Origin of the sequence: Massilia sp. Se16.2.3, from assembly GCF_014171595.1 — a bacterium.
Lineage (GTDB): Bacteria > Pseudomonadota > Gammaproteobacteria > Burkholderiales > Burkholderiaceae_D > Telluria.
The window spans coordinates 3,814,378-3,830,945 of sequence record NZ_CP050451.1; the positions used below are offsets into that span (position 1 = coordinate 3,814,378).

Here is a 16,568-nt window from a genome sequence, read left to right on the forward strand (position 1 = left end):
CTGGCCGCCGCATGCAGCGCGGCGCCGCCATTCAACAATTTTTGCCCGACACGATGCCCAACCTGAACTGGTTCCTCCCCCTTGACGCCTGTCATTCCCTCGACGAACTGACGCCGCAGTGGCACGCGCTGCTCGAACAGCACCGGATGACGCCCGCCTGCGACGCCGAACGCTACGCGGACGCGCTGCTCGCCTTCGTCGGCATGTCCACCTTGTCGCCGCACCTGAAGCTCTCGGCCGTGCTCGCGTTCGGTTCCGCTTTCGACATCGACCTGCGCCTGGCGATTGGCGCCCTGGCCGAACAGACCGGGAAGCGGACGTGGCCTGGCCCGACAGCGTCGCAGCCAGCGTCGCCGACAACGGCCCGGCGCTGAACGTCGCCACTGGCGACGCGCAGCTCGCCGCTTTTGTGCTCGGCCGCCTGGCCGGGCTGCGCGAAACGATGCAACACGATGGAACGCGGCTCGAGGCGTGGACGGCGGCGTTCTGGCAGCGCTTCCCCGGCGATGGCTTGCCGTCACGGTTCGCCGGATGCGGTGGCGCTGGCACTCGGTAACGGCGCCGATCCGCTGGCCGCCGACGGCGCGGCGCTTGCCGCCGCGGCGGCGGGCCCCGGCAGCGACGAGGACACGCCCGCCCGGCAAGGCGAGGACGAGCATGTGATGCAGCTGCTGCTGGGCGCCGCTTCCGCGCGCGCCGCGGTGCTGGCAACGGCACTGCAAGCGGCGGCCGGCGCCGACAGGATCGCGATGCTCGACTTCCTGCTGGAGCAAGGGGCCAGCCTGGACGCTGCCGGTCCCGCCGCGCTGGCTGCCGCCGCGCGCCACCTCGCCTTCGACGCCTTCGAGCACCTGCTCGGACGCGGGGCCGATGCACGCGGGGCGGAAGTACTCGCTGCCGCCGTGACCTCGCTCGACGAGACGATGGTCGAGGCGGTGCTGGCGGCGGGCGCCGACGTGCAGGCGCACGCCTGCGTGGCGCTGACGGCGGCGTTTTCCGCACAGCCCGGGACCTCTACGGCGGCGAGCCGGATTTCATCCGCCCGCGCGCCGACATGGTCGCCCTGCTGCTGCGCCACGGTGCCCGCTGCGACGACGCCGGCGTGGTCGACGCCCTGGCCGGTGGGTATCGCGCGGGCGAGGTCGTGGACACCCTGCTGGCGCACGAGGACATCGACGCCGGCGGCATTGACTTCATCGCCTCGCTGGCCTGCCGCGCCTTCGCGCCGGCTGCACGGGAAAGCAGCGCGCCATGAGCAATGCCTTCCCCGAACGCGTGCACATCGATGGCCGGGACTATGAACTGACCGGTTATCCGCTCGAGGGCTTTCTGAAGAACTGGCCGGACTGGCCGCGCTTTCCGGCCTGGCCCTGCAACGCCGTAGGCTACACGGCCAGCTGGATCGTCGCCAACGGCCACTTCTGCCTGGCGGACCTGCGCTGCCCTGTCCAAGCGCCGCTGGTGGTGCTGTTTCCGGGCGTGCCGGCGCCGGTGCCGGCAAGCTGGGTGGACGGTCTGCTGAAGGCGACGCGCGGCGAGCGGCGCCATGTGAGCTACCCGTCACGCCTCATCTACGAGGACGAAGTCTACCTGGAGGTGCGCGGTGGCGCGATCCTGCGCGAGTGGCGCCTGGACCTGCGCGGCGTGCCCGACCAGACGGACGACGAACTGCGCCTGTCCCTGCCACGCTTCCTGTGGCCGGCGCGCCTGCGCGAGGCGGAGCCAGATGAAGGAGCTGGCGGCGCCGGATAGCGCCCGCCGCGGGCACCCGCGTCACGCAGGCACGACCGCCGTCACCTCGATCTCCACGCGCGCCCGGTCCTCGACCAGGCCCGCCACCTGCACGGCGCTCATCGCCGGATAGTGGCGCCCGATGATGTCGCGGTAGGCCGCGCCGATTGCCGGGTAAGCCGCGACGTATTCCTTCTTGTCGAGCACGTACCGGGTCATGCGCACGATGTGTTCGGGCCCCGCGCCGCCCGCGCGCAGCACGGCGACCACGTTCTCGAGCGCCTGGCGCACCTGACCGGCGAAGTCGTCGGTACGGAACACGCCCTCGCGGTCCCAGCCCACCATGCCGCTGACGAATACCATCCGGCCCGAGGCGGCCACGCCGTTCGAATAGCCACGCGGCCTGGGCCACCCCTCTGGTTGCAAGAATTCCATGCTCTGCCTTCAGTCCATGTGTTCGCGGCCGCGGTCAGCCAATGGCGGCCGCCACGGCCAGCAGTTCGCGCGCGATGATCAGCTGCTGCACCTCGGTCGCGCCTTCGTAGATGCGCAGCGCGCGGATTTCGCGGTACAGGCGCTCGACCGGCTGCTCGCTGACCACGCCCAGGCCGCCGAACATCTGCACGGCCGCGTCGATCACCTGTTGCGCCGTCTCGGTGGCGGTGAGCTTGGCCATCGCCGCCTCTTTCGTCACGCGCCGGCCGCTGTCGCGCTGCCAGGCCGCGCGGTAGGTCAGCAGCGCGGCGGCATCGATCCCGGTCGCCATCTGCGCCAGCTTGGCCTGGGTCAGCTGGAAGTCGGCCAGGGTCTTGCCGAACATCTTGCGCGAGGTGGCGCGTGCCAGCGTTTCATCCAGCGCCCGGCGGGCAAAACCCAGGGCGGCGGCGGCGACCGACGTGCGGAAGACGTCGAGCGTGGCCATCGCCACCTTGAAGCCCTGCCCCGGCGCCCCAGCCGCTTCGAGGCGGGCACGCGGCAGCCAGTGAAGCGCAGGCGCGCCAGCGGATGGGGGGCGATGACGTCGATGCGTTCGGCGATCTCGAAGCCCGGCACATCGGCATCGACGATGAAGGCGGAAATACCCCGCGCGCCGGGCGCTTCGCCCGTACGCGCGAACACCACATAGAAATCGGCGATGCCGCCATTCGAAATCCACGTCTTCTCGCCGTCGAGCACGTAACCGTCGCCCTGAAGCGTGGCCGTACAGCTTAGTGCAGCCACGTCGGAACCGGCGTCGGGCTCGGACAGGGCAAACGCGGCGATGGCTTCGCCGCGCGCCACCCGCGGCAGGTAGTCGCGCCGGTTCTCTTCGCTGCCGAACAGGGTGATGGCGCCGCTGCCCAGCCCCTGCATGGCAAACGCGAAGTCGGCCAGTCCCGCATGGCGCGCCAGGGTTTCGCGGATCAGGCAAATGGCGCGCGTATCGATGGCGTCGCCGAAGGCACCGTAGGCGCGCCCGCCGATCGCATGCCCGAGCCAGCCGGCTTCGCCCAGCTGTTTCACGAGGGCGCGGCAGGCCGCATCGACATCATGATCGTGCCCCTGGGCGATGTGCCGCGCGGCCCAGGCGTCGAGTTCCAGCGCCAGCGCGCGGTGGCGCGGTTCGAAAAAGGGCCAGTCCAGGTAATCGGTATCAGGCATGCGGGCTCCTCTCAGTTGCCTTCGAACTGCGGCTTTTCCTTGGCCACGAAGGCGTGGTAGGCCCGATGGAAATCGTTGGTGGCCATGCAGATCGCCTGTGCCTGCGCTTCGGCTTCGATGGCCTCGTCGACGCCCATGTTCCACTCCTGATGCAGCATTTTCTTGGTCATCCCGTGGGCGAAGGTCGGGCCGGTGGCGAGAAGCGCGGCGAAGGCCCGGGCTTCAGGCAGCACGCTCTCGGGCGCGCACAGGCGGTTGAAGAAACCCCAGCGCTCGGCTTCCTCGCCGCCCATGCTGCGCCCCGTGTAGAGGAGTTCCGCGGCGCGGCCCTGGCCGATCACGCGCGGCAGCAGCGCGCAGGCGCCCATGTCGCAGCCGGCCAGGCCGACCCGCGTGAACAGGAAAGCGGTCTTGCTGCGCGCGGTGCCGTAGCGGATGTCGGATGCCAGCGCCAGGATTGCCCCGGCGCCGGCGCAGACGCCGTCGATGGCCGCGACGACTGGTTGCGGACAGGCGCGCATGGCTTTCACCAGGTCGCCCGTCATGCGCGTGAAGGTGAGCAGGCCCGGCATGTCCAGTTTGGTCAGCGGGCCGATGATCTCGTGGACGTCGCCGCCGGAACAGAAATTTTCGCCCGCACCCGTGATGACCACCGCCTTGACGTCGTCGGCAAGGCTGAGCGCCCGGAACAGGTCGCGCAGTTCGGCATACGACTCGAAGGTGAGCGGGTTCTTGCGCTCGGGACGGTCCAGCGTGAGCGTGGCCACGCCCTGCGCCACGCTCAACTGGAAGTGGTGTGGCTGGTAGCCGGCAAGGCTGGTGCGGTTGCCCGCCAGCTGCTGCGGTTCGCCTGCGAGGTAACGCATTCGTTCTCCTAGGTTTGTTCAGGGGTGCTGAGCCCCGCTTTCAGTGTCGACAGCAAGCGGAGCAAGGTGCCGCGCTCGTGCTCGCCAAGGCCCTTCAACAGCTCGACGATCCAGGCTTCGTGGCGCGCGGCCATGCGTTTGAACGCGCGCCGCCCGTTTGGCGTGAGCCTGACCTGGTATGCGCGGCCGTCGCCCGCTGCCGGCTCGCGCACCACCAGGCCCTCTTCTTCCAGCAGGTTGACGATGCCGGTCACGTTGCCGCTCGTGACCATCATCCGTTGCGACAGCTCGCCCATGCGCAGCCCTTCGGGATGACGGTCGAGCTGGGCCATCAGGTCGAAGCGCGGCAGCGTGATGCCGAATTCGGTACGCAGGCGCGAGCGCACTTGCGCTTCGATGCGGGTGGTACACGAGAGCATGCGCAGCCACAGCTTGAGTGCGTCGTGGTTGTCGTCAGTGAGGCGGCTTTCGACGTCGAGTTCGGCCGGTGCCGCATCGTCGGTAGCGGACGATCCGTTGGCTCCCATGTTCGTGGCTCGTCGTTCCATGCGCTTAACCCTCGAGCAGCCTGGCCGCCACTTCCTGCGGCGACAGCCCGGCTCCCGCCGCGGCGATCTGGCGTTCGCGTTCCAGGTTGCGTTCGAGCTGCAGCTTGCCGGCGTAATACTGCTTCGGCCAGGCGATGTCCGTGTAGCCGAGCTTGGCCGTCTCGTGCAGCGTCCAACCGGGTCGGCCAGGTGGGGCCGCGCGATGGCGCACAGGTCGGCGCGGCCCGAGGCGATGATGCTGTTGACGTGGTCGGCCTCGAAAATGGCACCGACGGCAATCGTCGCGATGCCAACCTCGTTGCGGATGCGGTCGGCGAACGGCGTCTGGAACATGCGCCCATACACGGGCTTTTCGAGTTTGCTGACCTGGCCGGAGGAGACATCGATCATGTCGGCGCCAGCCTCCTTGAACAGGCGCGCCACCGCGACGGCGTCGGCTGGCGTGAGTCCCCCCTCGACCCAGTCGTGGGCGGACAGGCGCACGCTGATCGGCTTGTCGAGCGGCCAGGCGGCGCGCACGGCGGCGAACACCTCGAGCGGGTAGCGGCAGCGGTTTTGCAGGCTGCCGCCATATTCGTCGCCGCGCCGGTTGGTCAGCGGCGAGATGAAGCTCGACAGGAAGTAGCCATGCGCGCAGTGCAGCTCCAGCCAGTCGAAACCGGCTTTCGCCGCCTCGCGTGTCGCGCGCACGAAGTCGCGCTGGATGCGCTCCAGGTCTTCGCGCGTGGCTTCGCGCGCCCATTGCGACACGCCCTCCAGGTACTGCTGGCTGGATGCGGAGACCAGCGGCCAGTTGCCCTCTTCCAGCGGCAGGTCGGTGCCGTCCCAGGCGCGCCGGGTCGAGCCCTTGGCGCCGGCGTGGCCGAGCTGGATGGCGATCTTCGCGTCGCTGCCCGCATGCACGAAGTCGACGATGCGCTTCCATGCGGCCGTGTGCTCGGGCGCGTACAGGCCGGGGCAGCCGGGCGTGATGCGGGCGTCCGCCGAGACGCAGGTCATCTCGGCGAAGACCATGCCGGCGCCGCCCAGCGCGCGGCTGCCCAGATGCACCAGGTGGTAGTCGCCGGCGACGCCATCGACGCTTGAGTACTGCGCCATCGGCGAGACGACGATCCGGTTCTTCAACAGCGTGCCGCGCGCCCGAAACGGCGTAAGCATCGGCGGCATCGCCCCCCCCGGGGGCGGCAGGCCGGCCTGGGCATGCGCGCGGCGCGCGATCCATTCCTCGAAACGGACCACATAGGCGGGATCGCGCAGGCGCAGGTTTTCATGCGACACGCGCTGGCTGCGCGTGAGCATCGAATAGGCGAACTGCTCGGCCTCCAGGGCCGTATAGCGCGCCACGTTCTCGAACCACTCCATCGAATTGCGCGCCGCGCTCTGGATCTTCAGCACCTCGACCGCCCGCACTTCCTGGTAGCGCGCCAGTGCCGCCCCGATATCGGCGCCGTCGGCGTCGGCAAAGCTGCGCGCCAGTTCGATCGCATCCTCCAGCGCCAGCTTGGTGCCGGAACCGATCGAGAAGTGCGCGGTGTGGGCGGCGTCGCCCATCAGCACGGTCGGCACGCGCCGCCCGTCGACACTGTTCCAGTGCACCCACTCGCGGCAGACGATGCGCGGGAACGTGATCCACATGCTGGAACCGCGCCCCTGCGACGCGTTGCTCATCAGGCGATGGCCACCCAGGTATGCGGCGAACAGGCGCTCGCAGAAGGCAATGCTCTCCTCCTGGCTCATCTGATCCAGGCCGGCGCGGCGCCAGACCGCTTCCGGCGTCTCGACGATGAAGGTCGAGGTGTCGCCGTCGTACTGGTAGCAATGGGCCTGGAACCAGCCATGCTCGGTTTCCTCGAAGGCGAAAGTAAAAGCCTCGAATTTCTTCTTTGTGCCGAGCCATACGTAGCGGCAGTGGCGGCTGTCGACATCGGGCTGGAAGGTGGCGGCATGGCGCGCGCGCACCCGGCTGTTGATGCCGTCGCAGGCGACGACGAGGTCGGCGCCATACCGGCTGGCGACGGCCGCGTCCTCCTCCACCTGGGTCTCGAACTCCAGGCGCACGCCGAGTTCCTCGCAGCGCGCCTGCAGGATGTTCAGCAGGCGCTTGCGGCCGATGCCGCAAAAGCCATGGCCGCTGGAGGTGATGGTGCGGCCCTTGAAGTGGACGTCGATGTCGTCCCAGTGGTTGAAGGATTGCAGGATGGTGCGCGCGGTGGGCTCGTCGGCGGCTACCAGGTTGCCCAGGGTCTGGTCCGAGAACACCACGCCCCAGCCGAAGGTATCGTAGGGACGGTTGCGCTCGATGACGGTGATCTCGTGGGCGGGATCCGCCTTTTTCATCAGGAGGGCGAAATACAGGCCAGCCGGGCCGCCGCCGATGCAGACGATCTTCATGGCGCGGCGCCCTGCTGCGTGAGCTCGCGCGCTTCCTGGCGCAACTTGAAGCGCTGCAGCTTGCCCGTCTCGGTGCGCGGCAAGGCTGTCCGGAACTCGATGCGGCGCGGGTATTTATAAGGGGCGACGACGCCCTTGACGTAGTCCTGCAGGGTTTTCGTCATCTCTGCGCTCCCCTCGCCGCCGGCGCGCAGCACCACGTAGGCCGTGACCACCTGCCCCCGTTCCGGATCGGGCGCGCCGACCACGCCGCATTCGGCCACGGCCGGGTGCTGCAGCAGCACGTCCTCGATCTCCGGCCCGGCGATGTTGTAGCCTGCCGAGATGATCATGTCGTCCACCCGCGCCTGGAACCAGTAATAGCCATCCTCGTCCACCCGGTAAGCGTCGCCGGTCAGGTTCCAGCCATTGCACACATAGTCGCGCTGGCGCTCGTCGGCCAGGTAGCGGCAGCCGGTCGGGCCCTTGACGGCAAGGCGCCCGGTCACGCCGGGGCCGACCGGGTTGCCGTCCTCGTCCAGATGCAGGCCCGGTAGCCGGGAATCGGGCGGCCGGTGGCACCGGGGCGAATGTCGGCACCTGCGGCGGAGATGAAGATGTGCAGCATCTCGGTCGCGCCGATCCCGTCGATCATGGCGAGACCGGTGGCACGCTGCCAGGCCTGGCGCGTTTCCAGCGGCAGCGCTTCGCCGGCCGATACGCTACGGGTAAGGCTGGCGAGGTCGTAATTGGCGGCCAGCGGCGCCATCTGGCGATAAAACGTGGGCGCGGTGAAGCAGACCGTGGCGCGGTAGCGGGCAATTGCGGCCAGCAGCGCGTCCGGCGTCAACTTTTCCAGCAGCACCGTCGAGGCACCATAGCGCAGCGGGAACAGCAGCAGGCCGCCCAGGCCGAAGGTAAACGCCAGCGGCGGCGAACCGATGAAGACGTCATCCGGATTTGTGGCCAGCATCGAGCGCGGGAAGCAGTCGCAGATCGCCAGCACGTCGCGATGAAAATGCATCGTACCCTTCGGCCGGCCGGTGGTGCCGGAGGTAAAGCTGAGCAGGCACACGTCCTGCGCGCAGGTAGCGACCGCCTCGAAGCGCGGCGGCATCGCCGCCATCAGCGCTTCCAGCGAGACCGGTGCGCCGTCGTTGAAGGTGAGCACGCGCGGCGCAGTCTCTCGGTCGGCGCAGGCGAGGTCGAGTTCCGCGCGCAGGTCGGCGGCGCACAGCACCGCGTCCACCCGCGCCAGTTTGACGATGGTGGCCAGCTCCCCGGCGCGCAGCAGCGGCATGGTGGGTACGGCGATCAGGCCCGCCTTCCACACCGCCAGCACGCAGGCCGCCATCATCGGATTGTTGGCGCCGCGCAGCAGCACCCGGTTGCCGGGAACCAGCCCCATCTCACCACGCAGCACGCCGGCGATGCGGTCGACGACTTCGAGCAGCTCGGCATAGGTCCAGGCCAGCTGCGCGCCGCGGATCGCCGTCGCCGCGCCGAAGCCGCGCGTTACCATCGCGTCGAGCAACTCGGCGGCGCAGTTCAGGCGCTCGGGATAGCGCAGCTCGGGAAGATCGAACAGCAGCTCCGGCCACGCCTCAACCGGCGGCAGATTGTCTTGCGCAAACGTATCCAGGTAAGCGGTTCCGCTCATGGTGTCTCCGGCCAGTGGTGGGCGCGACGACGGCGCTCGCGCCGTGTCGCAGGTGATGACCATACTGTCGTGCTGCAGATACTTTAAGCCTAAAGTATCGGGAAGGACAAGCGATTCCTGGCGGGGCCCAGGCTGGCGAGCGAGCGGTGCCGACAAGCTTGCCAGCGACATGTGGCGGCGCCGAAGTCGCGAGCCGCGCACGAAAAAAAAGGACGCCGAAGCGTCCTCCTTGCGAGCCAGCGATTGCGCCGGCTCCCGTCCGGTTACCCCGATCAGCGGCCGCAGCCCAGCGAGCGGATGCGGTCGTAGGCCGTCTTGGCTTGCACCAGGCCGTAGCCGTAGCGCGTATCGCGGCCGGCCGTGCCCAGGTCCTGGGCGCTGTTTGCCAGCGAGGTACGGATCTGCGACGCGGTGCAGGTCGGGAAGTAGCTCCACACCAGTGCGGCAACAGCAGCGACGTGCGGCGTTGCCATCGAGGTGCCGCTCATGTAGCCGTACCTGCCCTTGGCGACCGGCAGGGTCGAATAGACCTGCACGCCAGGGCCGGCCAGTTCGACCTTGCTGTTGTACTGCGAGAAGCTGGCCCACTGCTTGTACTCGTCGACCGCCGCCACCGACACCACGCTGCTGTAGCCGGCCGGGTAGGACTGCGACGAATTGCCCGCATTGCCGGCTGCGGCGATGGAGAGGATGCCGGCCGCCGCGATGTTGGCAAACGCGTTCGACTCGGTCGTGCTCGAGCCCGAACCGCCCAGCGACATGCTGATGACGTTGGCGCCGGCGGCCTTGCACTTGTTGGCGGCGGTGGCCAGGTCGGACGAATAGGCCCAGCCGCTGGCGCTGAACACCTTCACGATGTGCAGCTTGATGCGGCGGTTGGCGTTCACGCCGACCACGCCCACGCCGCTGTTGTTGATGGCGGCAATGGTGCCGGCCACGTGGGTACCGTGGCTGTTGGTGTCGGTATACCACCAGCCGGTACCGGAATCGTATTCGCCGGTCATGGTGTTGCCCGACAGGTCTTCGTGCGAGCGGTCGAGGCCGGAGTCGATGATGCAGACCTTGCGGTTGGCGGCGTTCGTGTCTGGCAACACGTCGGCCTGAACCATCTTGATGCCGTAAGGGACTTGCTGGCCGGTGTAGTACGGCGTGCCGGTCGAAGGGGTCGTCAGCGCCAGCGGATAGCGCTTGAAGTCTTCTTCGATGAACTCGACGTTCGGATTGTTCTCCAGTCCTTTCAGTGCGCTGCGCGGCACTTCCATCGACACGGCGTTGGTGCCGAAGATTTCGCTCTTCACCGTGCCGTTGAGGCTACCGGCCACCGATTTCATCGCCGTCTTGGCGCCGGCCTTGAAGGACACGATGACGCGGACGTTCTCGTCTGCCGGGGCGCTGGCCGAATTGGCCGAGCCGCACAGGATGGTGACTGCGGCGGCAACAACACACATGCTCAGTTTCTTTGCAACTTGCTTGGTCATTTAAGTCTCCGTGAATAACGCTTATGAAAATGCCGCGCGCTCTCTGGACGCGTGCACGTTTTTTGTAAAAACGCCTCTTTGCCGCTGTAACGGCTGCGCAAGTGTAAATATGAAAAGCTGACTTAGCAATCGAAGTTTTAATCGTGTGGCGCTTGTCGTGTAAATGCCGCAGCCCGCTCCCGATATTCTTTGGACGTAGATAAAATATGCATTCCAAGCGGCAATCCCATCAGCTTTCGTGCAATCTCACTCCCTCTGTGCGGCATGTCATGAAGCGATTGTCTACAACGGTTCCGGGCCGCCCTAGCAGAATGGCGAGGTGCGGATACGCCGCATTCGGAGTAAGCCCGGGCGGTCGATATAATCGCGACGCATTGAATTTGTATAGATGAGTGAATATAATCCACTTTAAATACTCCCGGGAATCTCTTAATTGCATTTCACCGATGGGTTCGACGCGAAGCGCCAATTGACGGCAAAATAAAAAAAGGCCCACGCATGAGGTGGGCCTTGTCATTGACGCCTTGCCTGTCTATTTCGCGGCCGCAGACCTGGCACGCGCCGCATGCAGCTTGCGGTAGCTGTCGAGCAGGCGATGGTGGCGGTCGAGGCCCTCGAGCGCCATGCTGGTCGGCACCAGGCCGAAGAAGCGCACACTGCCATCGACCGAGCCCAGCGCCGCATCCATGCGCACGTCGCCGTACATGCGGCGGAAGTTGTGCACGTAGTCGCCCAGTTCCAGCTCGTCGTCCAGCACCACTTCGAGCACCACGTTCAGCGCCTGGTAGAACAGGCGGCGTTCAACCGTGTTGTCGTTGTATTGCAGGAAGGCGCCGACCAGTTCGTGGGCGTCCTCGAACTGTTTCAGCGCGAGGTTGATCAGCAGGCGCAGTTCGAGCACCGTCAGCTGGCCCCAATCGGTATTCTCGTCGAACTCGATGCCGATCAGGCTGGCAATATCGGAGTACTCGTCCAGCTCATTGTTCTCCAGGCGTTCCAGCAGCGCCGCCAGCTGGTCATCGTCGAGACGATGCAGGTTGAGGATATCTTCGCGGAACAGCAGGGCTTTATTCGTGTTGTCCCAGACCAGGTCTTCCACCGGATAGACTTCCGAATAACCGGGAACCAGGATACGGCAGGCCGTCGCGCCGAGTTCGTCGTACACGGCCATATACACTTCCTTGCCCATCTCTGCGAGGATACCGAGCAGGGTGGCAGCTTCCTGGCTATTCGAATCCTTGCCTTCGCCGGAGAAATCCCACTCGACGAAATCGAAATCGGCTTTGGCGCTGAAGAAGCGCCACGACACCACGCCGCTGGAATCGATGAAGTGCTCGACGAAGTTATAGGGTTCCGTCACGGCTTCGCTGGCGAAGGTGGGCTGCGGCAAATCGTTCAGGCCCTCGAAACTGCGTCCCTGCAGCAATTCCGTGAGGCTGCGTTCCAGCGCCACTTCGAAACTCGGATGCGCGCCGAACGAGGCGAACACGCCGCCCGTGCGCGGATTCATCAGGGTGACGCACATCACCGGATACAGACCGCCCATCGACGCGTCTTTTACCAATACCGGGAAACCCTGCTCTTCCAGGCCCTTGATGCCGGCGACGATGCCAGGGTATTTCGCCAGCACCTCCTGCGGTACATCGGGCAGGGCCAGTTCGCCTTCCAGGATCTCGCGTTTCACGGCGCGCTCGAATATCTCGGACAGGCATTGCACCTGCGCCTCGGCCAGCGTATTCCCGGCGCTCATGCCATTGCTGGCATACAGGTTTTCGACCAGATTCGACGGGAAATACACGGTTGCGCCGTCCGACAAACGTTGGTAGGGCAGCGAGACGATGCCGCGCTTCGCATTACCCGAATTGGTATCGACCAGGTGCGAGCCGCGCAGTTCGCCGTCCGGGTCGTAGACTTCCAGGCAGTATTCGTCGAGGATCCCGGCGGGGACCGCATCGTTTGGCCCCGGCTTGAACCAGCGCTCGTTCGGGTAATGGACGAAATCGGCATTGGCGATGTCTTCGCCCCAGTACACGCCGGCATAGAAGTGGTTGTTGTTCAGGCGTTCGATGTATTCGCCCAGGGCCGAGGCCAATGCGCTTTCCTTGGTCGCGCCCTTGCCGTTGGTGAAGCACATCGGCGAATGGGCATCGCGAATATGCAGCGACCAGACATTCGGCACGATATTGCGCCAGGAAGCGATTTCGATCTTGATGCCCCAGCTCGCCAGCATGGAGGACATGTTGGCAATCGTTTGCTCGAGCGGCAGGTCCTTGCCGGGAATATAAGTGGCGGCCTGCGCATCCGGCTGCAGGGTCAAGAGCGCCTGGGCATCGGCGTCCAGGTTCTCGACTTCCTCGATGACGAATTCCGGCCCTTCCTGCACCACTTTCTTGACCGTGCAGCGCTCGATCGAACGCAGGATGCCCTGGCGGTCCTTTTCCGAAATGTCGGTCGGCAGCTCGACCTGGATCTTGAAGATCTGCTTGTAGCGGTTTTCCGGGTCGACGATATTGTTCTGCGAAAGCCGGATGTTTTCGGTCGGGATGTCGCGGGTATTGCAGTACAACTTCACGAAATAGGCCGCGCACAGGGCAGACGACGCCAGGAAGTAGTCGAAGGGACCGGGCGCAGAACCGTCGCCCTTGTAGCGGATGGGCTGGTCGGCGATGACGGTGAAGTCGTCGAACTTGGCTTCCAGGCGCAGTTTATCGAGGAAGTTGACTTTGATTTCCATGGGGGATGTCCAAATGAGTACGCAAAACGGGGATCGGCCATTATCCGTGGTTTCGGGCGCACGGCAAAGGTGAAAGATGTGGGCGGGTGTGGGGGAGGCAGGTCGGCCGGACCAGGTGCATGGGCCTCTGGGGGCCGTTACCGCGAGTCAGCGGCTCGATCCGCAGGGTTCATCAAGGCCGGTGGCTGCAATGAAGGGACCCATCGCCCCGCCGTGGCGAAGCCGCGCGCCGGAATTGGCAGACGCTCCCCGCGCTCTGGTTCAGCACCGCCAGCCCGAGGCGATGCGCTCCTGAAGGTCCGCCCTGCCCGCCTGAACCCGGACAGGCACGCGGCGCGGCGCATCGGCTCGGCATCGTCGCGAGGGCCGCGGACCAGATGCCGCCCTTCGAGGAGCCGGACGACCAGCACCCGACCTGTGCAGCGACTCGTGAACGATTCTCCATCCGAATTGTATTGCGCTTGTATTTACAAAGAGGCAGAATTGTCTGGCCGACTATCGGGGGACATTATGATGAATCATCGTAGAAATGCGATTGGCGGATTGCTCGCGATGTCTGTTTCCCTAGCCTTGCGCCCGGTCTTTGCCCAGGCAAACAATGGCATTTCTGCCGAAGGAATGGAAAAATTCGATGATTTCCCGCAAGAGTTCCAGGATGGGATGTTCCGATCGCCTGACCCCAACAAGAATTTCGGGTCCACGTCGCCGCCTGAAACCTATAAGGCAATTAGTGGCGTGCTTTTGCGCGGTGCGCCGTTTGATTGCCGACCGATCGACGTCGCCTATTATTTTGCCGCCCTGCGCGAAGGAATTTTGCCTGATGCTGTAATCGCCGATATCAGGGACATCGCGGCTCAGGCAAAACAGCCTCGATTGGCCCAGCCGGGATTCCTGAAATTTTTCGCTTACGATTGGGAAAAGAATAACTATTTCAATCCGGTCGTGGTTGGCTTTTTTCGTGGCAATGGATTAAAACCCTATGCGGGGGACGAAACGCCATGGTGCGCGGCCTTTGCCAATTGGTGCATTTCGAGGTCGCGCGTGCGCGCAGCCAACGTCATCATCTTCGATAACCAGACTCGTGCACTTGGCACGCGGAACGCGTCTTCCGGTTCGTTCCGCTGCTGGGGCAGCGAAGCGACCATGGACCCGCGTGAAGGCGATCTGGTCGTCTGGGCGAAAACAGGTACAGTTACCGTAAATTGTCCAAGTGTCGGCCAAGGTCATGTTGCCTTTGTCACGAAAGTACAGGTGGGGGCTGGTAACAAGCGCTCATACCATGTGGTGGGAGGAAACCAGGGTTTCCGCGGAGCCGTGGTTCAAAGTGTGAACGGCGCGCTCGTCAGGCCCGTCGACGTAGCCCAGGCGGTTTCGCGTCGAGTCATCGGAAACCATTTTGCGGACCGCGTCATTCATTCGGTTCGCACACAAAGCTTTTTTCGGTAATTCCTGGGGAGCGAAGATGCGCTCATATCTCCTCGCATTCGGCCTGATGCTGGGTCTGCCCCAGGCCGTCAGCGCCCAGACCGGCGACGACTGGATGTTGAATCAACGTGACAAGGACGTGATCGGCATCGTTGAAGTACGCGTCGGCGCAAAAGGATCGCCTCTCGATGCCGTGGATCCGGAGCGCGGCACTGGCACGCTCATATCAGCCGCGGGGCACGTCCTGACGGCCGCGCACCTTTTCACTGATAAGAGCTACGCGGTCTGTGCATCGGCCGCCGGTGCGGACCCAAATAAAGCATGTCGAATCGATTTCTATTGGCGCGGAGACCCGGCCAACCGGTTTTCGCTCACGATATCAGGCCCTCGTCAGGCGGACCGCGACTACATCGTTCTCGGCCTGCCGTCGGCCGCCGAGAAGATCGGTCGGCCAGGCTGGCCCTTCGCTACGCTTGCGCGCAAGGCATCCGACAACGAACCCGTGTATGCCGCGGGATATCGGGGATCGGATGCCGTGCAACCCGGTTCGGCAAACACGATCGACACCGCACGCGGCGTACTACGTGCCGACATGGCCAGTGGGCGTTGCTCCAACGCTTACGGCATCTCTCGTAACGCCACAATGCAGACTTCACCGGGCCTGAGTGGCGCCCCCACGTTCAACCGGCTCCATCGTGTCGTCGGCATCGTCCTGGGCGAGGCCTGCGCCGCCGATGACGGCGGGAACGCACAGGACGCCCCGAAATCCCGCATTCTCCTGGTGCAGGACATGGAACGGCTTTGCGCCAGTCCGGCCCTTTCGTGTTTTTTCGGGTTCGACGGCGATATCGATCCCGCTCGTGCCGACGATACCACGCCATGGTACAAGCGCTTGATTGGTGGCGAAGCGGTCGCGGACAACTATGCCTATGGCCTCAAAATCCGCGAGATCGCCAAGTTCCAGAATTTGCTGGGATTTTGTTCGCTACTGGCCAGCGATGCGCAACTCGTCCGATCCGTGCAAGCCGATGCGGAGGCTGGCGGTGAACTTGCCATTGTGTTCGACACGGTATGGGCAGTCTGCAGGCCTGGTGCCAACCTCATCGATAGCCTTCCGAGCCGTCAACGGCTACAGCGACTGGCCGATGCCGGTTATGAGCCTGCCCAGCAACTGGCAGCGATGCTCGTGCTCTTCGAGCTCGGACCCAAGCTGGCATCGCGACGGTCACCTGAAGACCCGGTCCAGATCAGCCAGTCCGAGCGCGTTTCGCTCCGGCGCGCCGAAGCTTACCTGAGGTCGGCAGCCGCCCACGAATGGTCAGCTGCGTCGATGACGATGTTCGACTTATGCCGTACCCGCGTTTTTTCATGCCCGCGAAGAGAAACAGATGCCTACCTCGATGCTGCGGTGGCGGATGGGCAGCGGGACGCACTCCGTATGGCGGGCATCCTTTTTCTTGTCGGCAACGAGCCTGCCCTTACCCGCAGATATGGGGTTTCGCGTCCGCAAAACACTGAACGGGCGTTGGCGCTGTTCGGGCAAGCGGCAACGCCGCAAACGGGGACGACGAACAATCCTGGCTACATGGCTTATGATAATTATTCAGCCGGCTACCTGGGCTATTTCAGCTGGGGAGGCATGTATCGGGGAAGGACACTGATGCCCACCAACGTGCTTGTCGCACAACAATACAACGGGGGCTGCAATAGCAACGGTCCGGCGGTACCGCCACTCTTCGAGTACTGCACCATGATCAACGAGGTGGGACGCTTCAACAATCTGACAGATCGTACGATGAGGCGGGCCGCCTGGTCCACGATCCAGCAACTTGCGCAATGGGCGCCAATCGCCGGTCCGCTGGGCAAAAACCTGGCGACCTGGTCGCCCGATGGTAGCGGCATAGACCGGATCGACTGTCCATTGAACGACGAGCTTGTGTTTGCTGCACCTACTGTGGTGCCTGCTTTCAGGCCCCGGACCGCCTATTGTTATTTTGCAAATCCGCAGGTCGAGTAGGCGTTTGCGTGTTGTTGTTCCCAATCCTGCAGCGGAGCCCGCGACGAAATCGGGACCGGCAGCAGGCCGGGCTTCACGCTCCACAAGGGTTTGCCGGC

At 65.0% G+C, this 16,568-nt stretch carries 10 protein-coding genes and 3 pseudogenes; 5 read left to right on the forward strand and 8 right to left on the reverse strand.

Annotation, left to right across the window (positions count from 1 at the left end; genetic code table 11):
• Positions 1-53 precede the first annotated feature (53 nt).
• The 3 genes from G4G31_RS17420 to G4G31_RS17430 all read left to right on the forward strand — a co-directional run bounded on the left by G4G31_RS17420 (position 54) and on the right by G4G31_RS17430 (position 1,752).
• The gene (locus G4G31_RS17420) at positions 54-374 is read left to right on the forward strand and encodes a hypothetical protein (RefSeq protein WP_182988709.1); all 321 of its coding nucleotides are present in this window, start codon (positions 54-56) and stop codon (positions 372-374) included.
• Between the two features lie 78 nt (positions 375-452).
• Entirely contained in the window at positions 453-1,301 is an 849-nt protein-coding gene (locus tag G4G31_RS17425; RefSeq protein WP_182988710.1) for a hypothetical protein, read from the forward strand.
• Positions 1,252-1,752, forward strand: coding sequence for a hypothetical protein (locus G4G31_RS17430; protein WP_182988711.1), 501 nt, complete (start codon positions 1,252-1,254; stop codon positions 1,750-1,752). The genes G4G31_RS17425 and G4G31_RS17430 overlap by 50 nt, the downstream gene beginning before the upstream one ends.
• A 21-nt stretch (positions 1,753-1,773) precedes the next feature.
• On the opposite strand, the gene G4G31_RS17435 is transcribed toward G4G31_RS17430, so the two are convergent.
• From G4G31_RS17435 to G4G31_RS17470, 8 genes and pseudogenes are all read right to left on the reverse strand, one after another.
• Positions 1,774-2,166 carry a RidA family protein gene (locus tag G4G31_RS17435; protein ID WP_182988712.1) on the reverse strand — a complete coding sequence of 131 codons (393 nt, stop codon included), beginning with the start codon at positions 2,164-2,166 and terminating at the stop codon, positions 1,774-1,776.
• Positions 2,167-2,200: 34 nt separating this feature from the next.
• Positions 2,201-3,372, reverse strand: a pseudogene (locus tag G4G31_RS17440) (acyl-CoA dehydrogenase family protein).
• 11 nt (positions 3,373-3,383) lie between these two features.
• The gene (locus tag G4G31_RS17445; protein ID WP_182988713.1) at positions 3,384-4,238 is read right to left on the reverse strand and encodes an enoyl-CoA hydratase family protein; all 855 of its coding nucleotides are present in this window, start codon (positions 4,236-4,238) and stop codon (positions 3,384-3,386) included.
• An 8-nt stretch (positions 4,239-4,246) separates the two neighbouring features.
• Positions 4,247-4,786 (reverse strand): MarR family transcriptional regulator, encoded by a 540-nt coding sequence (locus G4G31_RS28560; protein WP_308621660.1) that lies wholly within the window; start codon positions 4,784-4,786, stop codon positions 4,247-4,249.
• Positions 4,787-4,790: 4 nt separating this feature from the next.
• A pseudogene (locus G4G31_RS17455) lies at positions 4,791-7,177 on the reverse strand (bifunctional salicylyl-CoA 5-hydroxylase/oxidoreductase).
• Positions 7,174-8,816, reverse strand: a pseudogene (locus G4G31_RS17460) (AMP-binding protein). The pseudogenes G4G31_RS17455 and G4G31_RS17460 overlap by 4 nt, the downstream one beginning before the upstream one ends.
• 272 nt (positions 8,817-9,088) lie before the next feature.
• Positions 9,089-10,294, reverse strand: coding sequence for a S8 family peptidase (locus G4G31_RS17465; protein WP_182988715.1), 1,206 nt, complete (start codon positions 10,292-10,294; stop codon positions 9,089-9,091).
• 532 nt (positions 10,295-10,826) lie between these two features.
• Complete coding sequence (locus tag G4G31_RS17470; protein ID WP_182988716.1) at positions 10,827-13,028, reverse strand: OsmC domain/YcaO domain-containing protein; 2,202 nt, start codon at positions 13,026-13,028, stop codon at positions 10,827-10,829.
• Positions 13,029-13,538: 510 nt separating this feature from the next.
• On the opposite strand from G4G31_RS17470, the gene G4G31_RS17475 reads away from it, so the two are divergent.
• Both G4G31_RS17475 and G4G31_RS17480 read left to right on the forward strand, forming a co-directional pair.
• A complete protein-coding gene (locus tag G4G31_RS17475) occupies positions 13,539-14,474 on the forward strand; it encodes a CHAP domain-containing protein (protein WP_182988717.1) in 936 nt (311 codons plus the stop codon).
• A 16-nt stretch (positions 14,475-14,490) separates the two neighbouring features.
• Complete coding sequence (locus tag G4G31_RS17480; RefSeq protein WP_182988718.1) at positions 14,491-16,470, forward strand: serine protease; 1,980 nt, start codon at positions 14,491-14,493, stop codon at positions 16,468-16,470.
• The last annotated feature ends 98 nt before the right edge of the window (positions 16,471-16,568 follow it).

Coding starts and splice junctions, on each gene's coding strand:
- G4G31_RS17420 (WP_182988709.1), top strand. CDS start 54: ATGCCCAACCTGAACTGGTTCCTCCCCCTTGACGCCTGTCATTCCCTC.
- G4G31_RS17425 (WP_182988710.1), top strand. CDS start 453: ATGGAACGCGGCTCGAGGCGTGGACGGCGGCGTTCTGGCAGCGCTTCC.
- G4G31_RS17430 (WP_182988711.1), top strand. CDS start 1,252: ATGAGCAATGCCTTCCCCGAACGCGTGCACATCGATGGCCGGGACTAT.
- G4G31_RS17435 (WP_182988712.1), bottom strand. CDS start 2,166: ATGGAATTCTTGCAACCAGAGGGGTGGCCCAGGCCGCGTGGCTATTCG.
- G4G31_RS17445 (WP_182988713.1), bottom strand. CDS start 4,238: ATGCGTTACCTCGCAGGCGAACCGCAGCAGCTGGCGGGCAACCGCACC.
- G4G31_RS28560 (WP_308621660.1), bottom strand. CDS start 4,786: ATGGAACGACGAGCCACGAACATGGGAGCCAACGGATCGTCCGCTACC.
- G4G31_RS17465 (WP_182988715.1), bottom strand. CDS start 10,294: ATGACCAAGCAAGTTGCAAAGAAACTGAGCATGTGTGTTGTTGCCGCC.
- G4G31_RS17470 (WP_182988716.1), bottom strand. CDS start 13,028: ATGGAAATCAAAGTCAACTTCCTCGATAAACTGCGCCTGGAAGCCAAG.
- G4G31_RS17475 (WP_182988717.1), top strand. CDS start 13,539: ATGATGAATCATCGTAGAAATGCGATTGGCGGATTGCTCGCGATGTCT.
- G4G31_RS17480 (WP_182988718.1), top strand. CDS start 14,491: ATGCGCTCATATCTCCTCGCATTCGGCCTGATGCTGGGTCTGCCCCAG.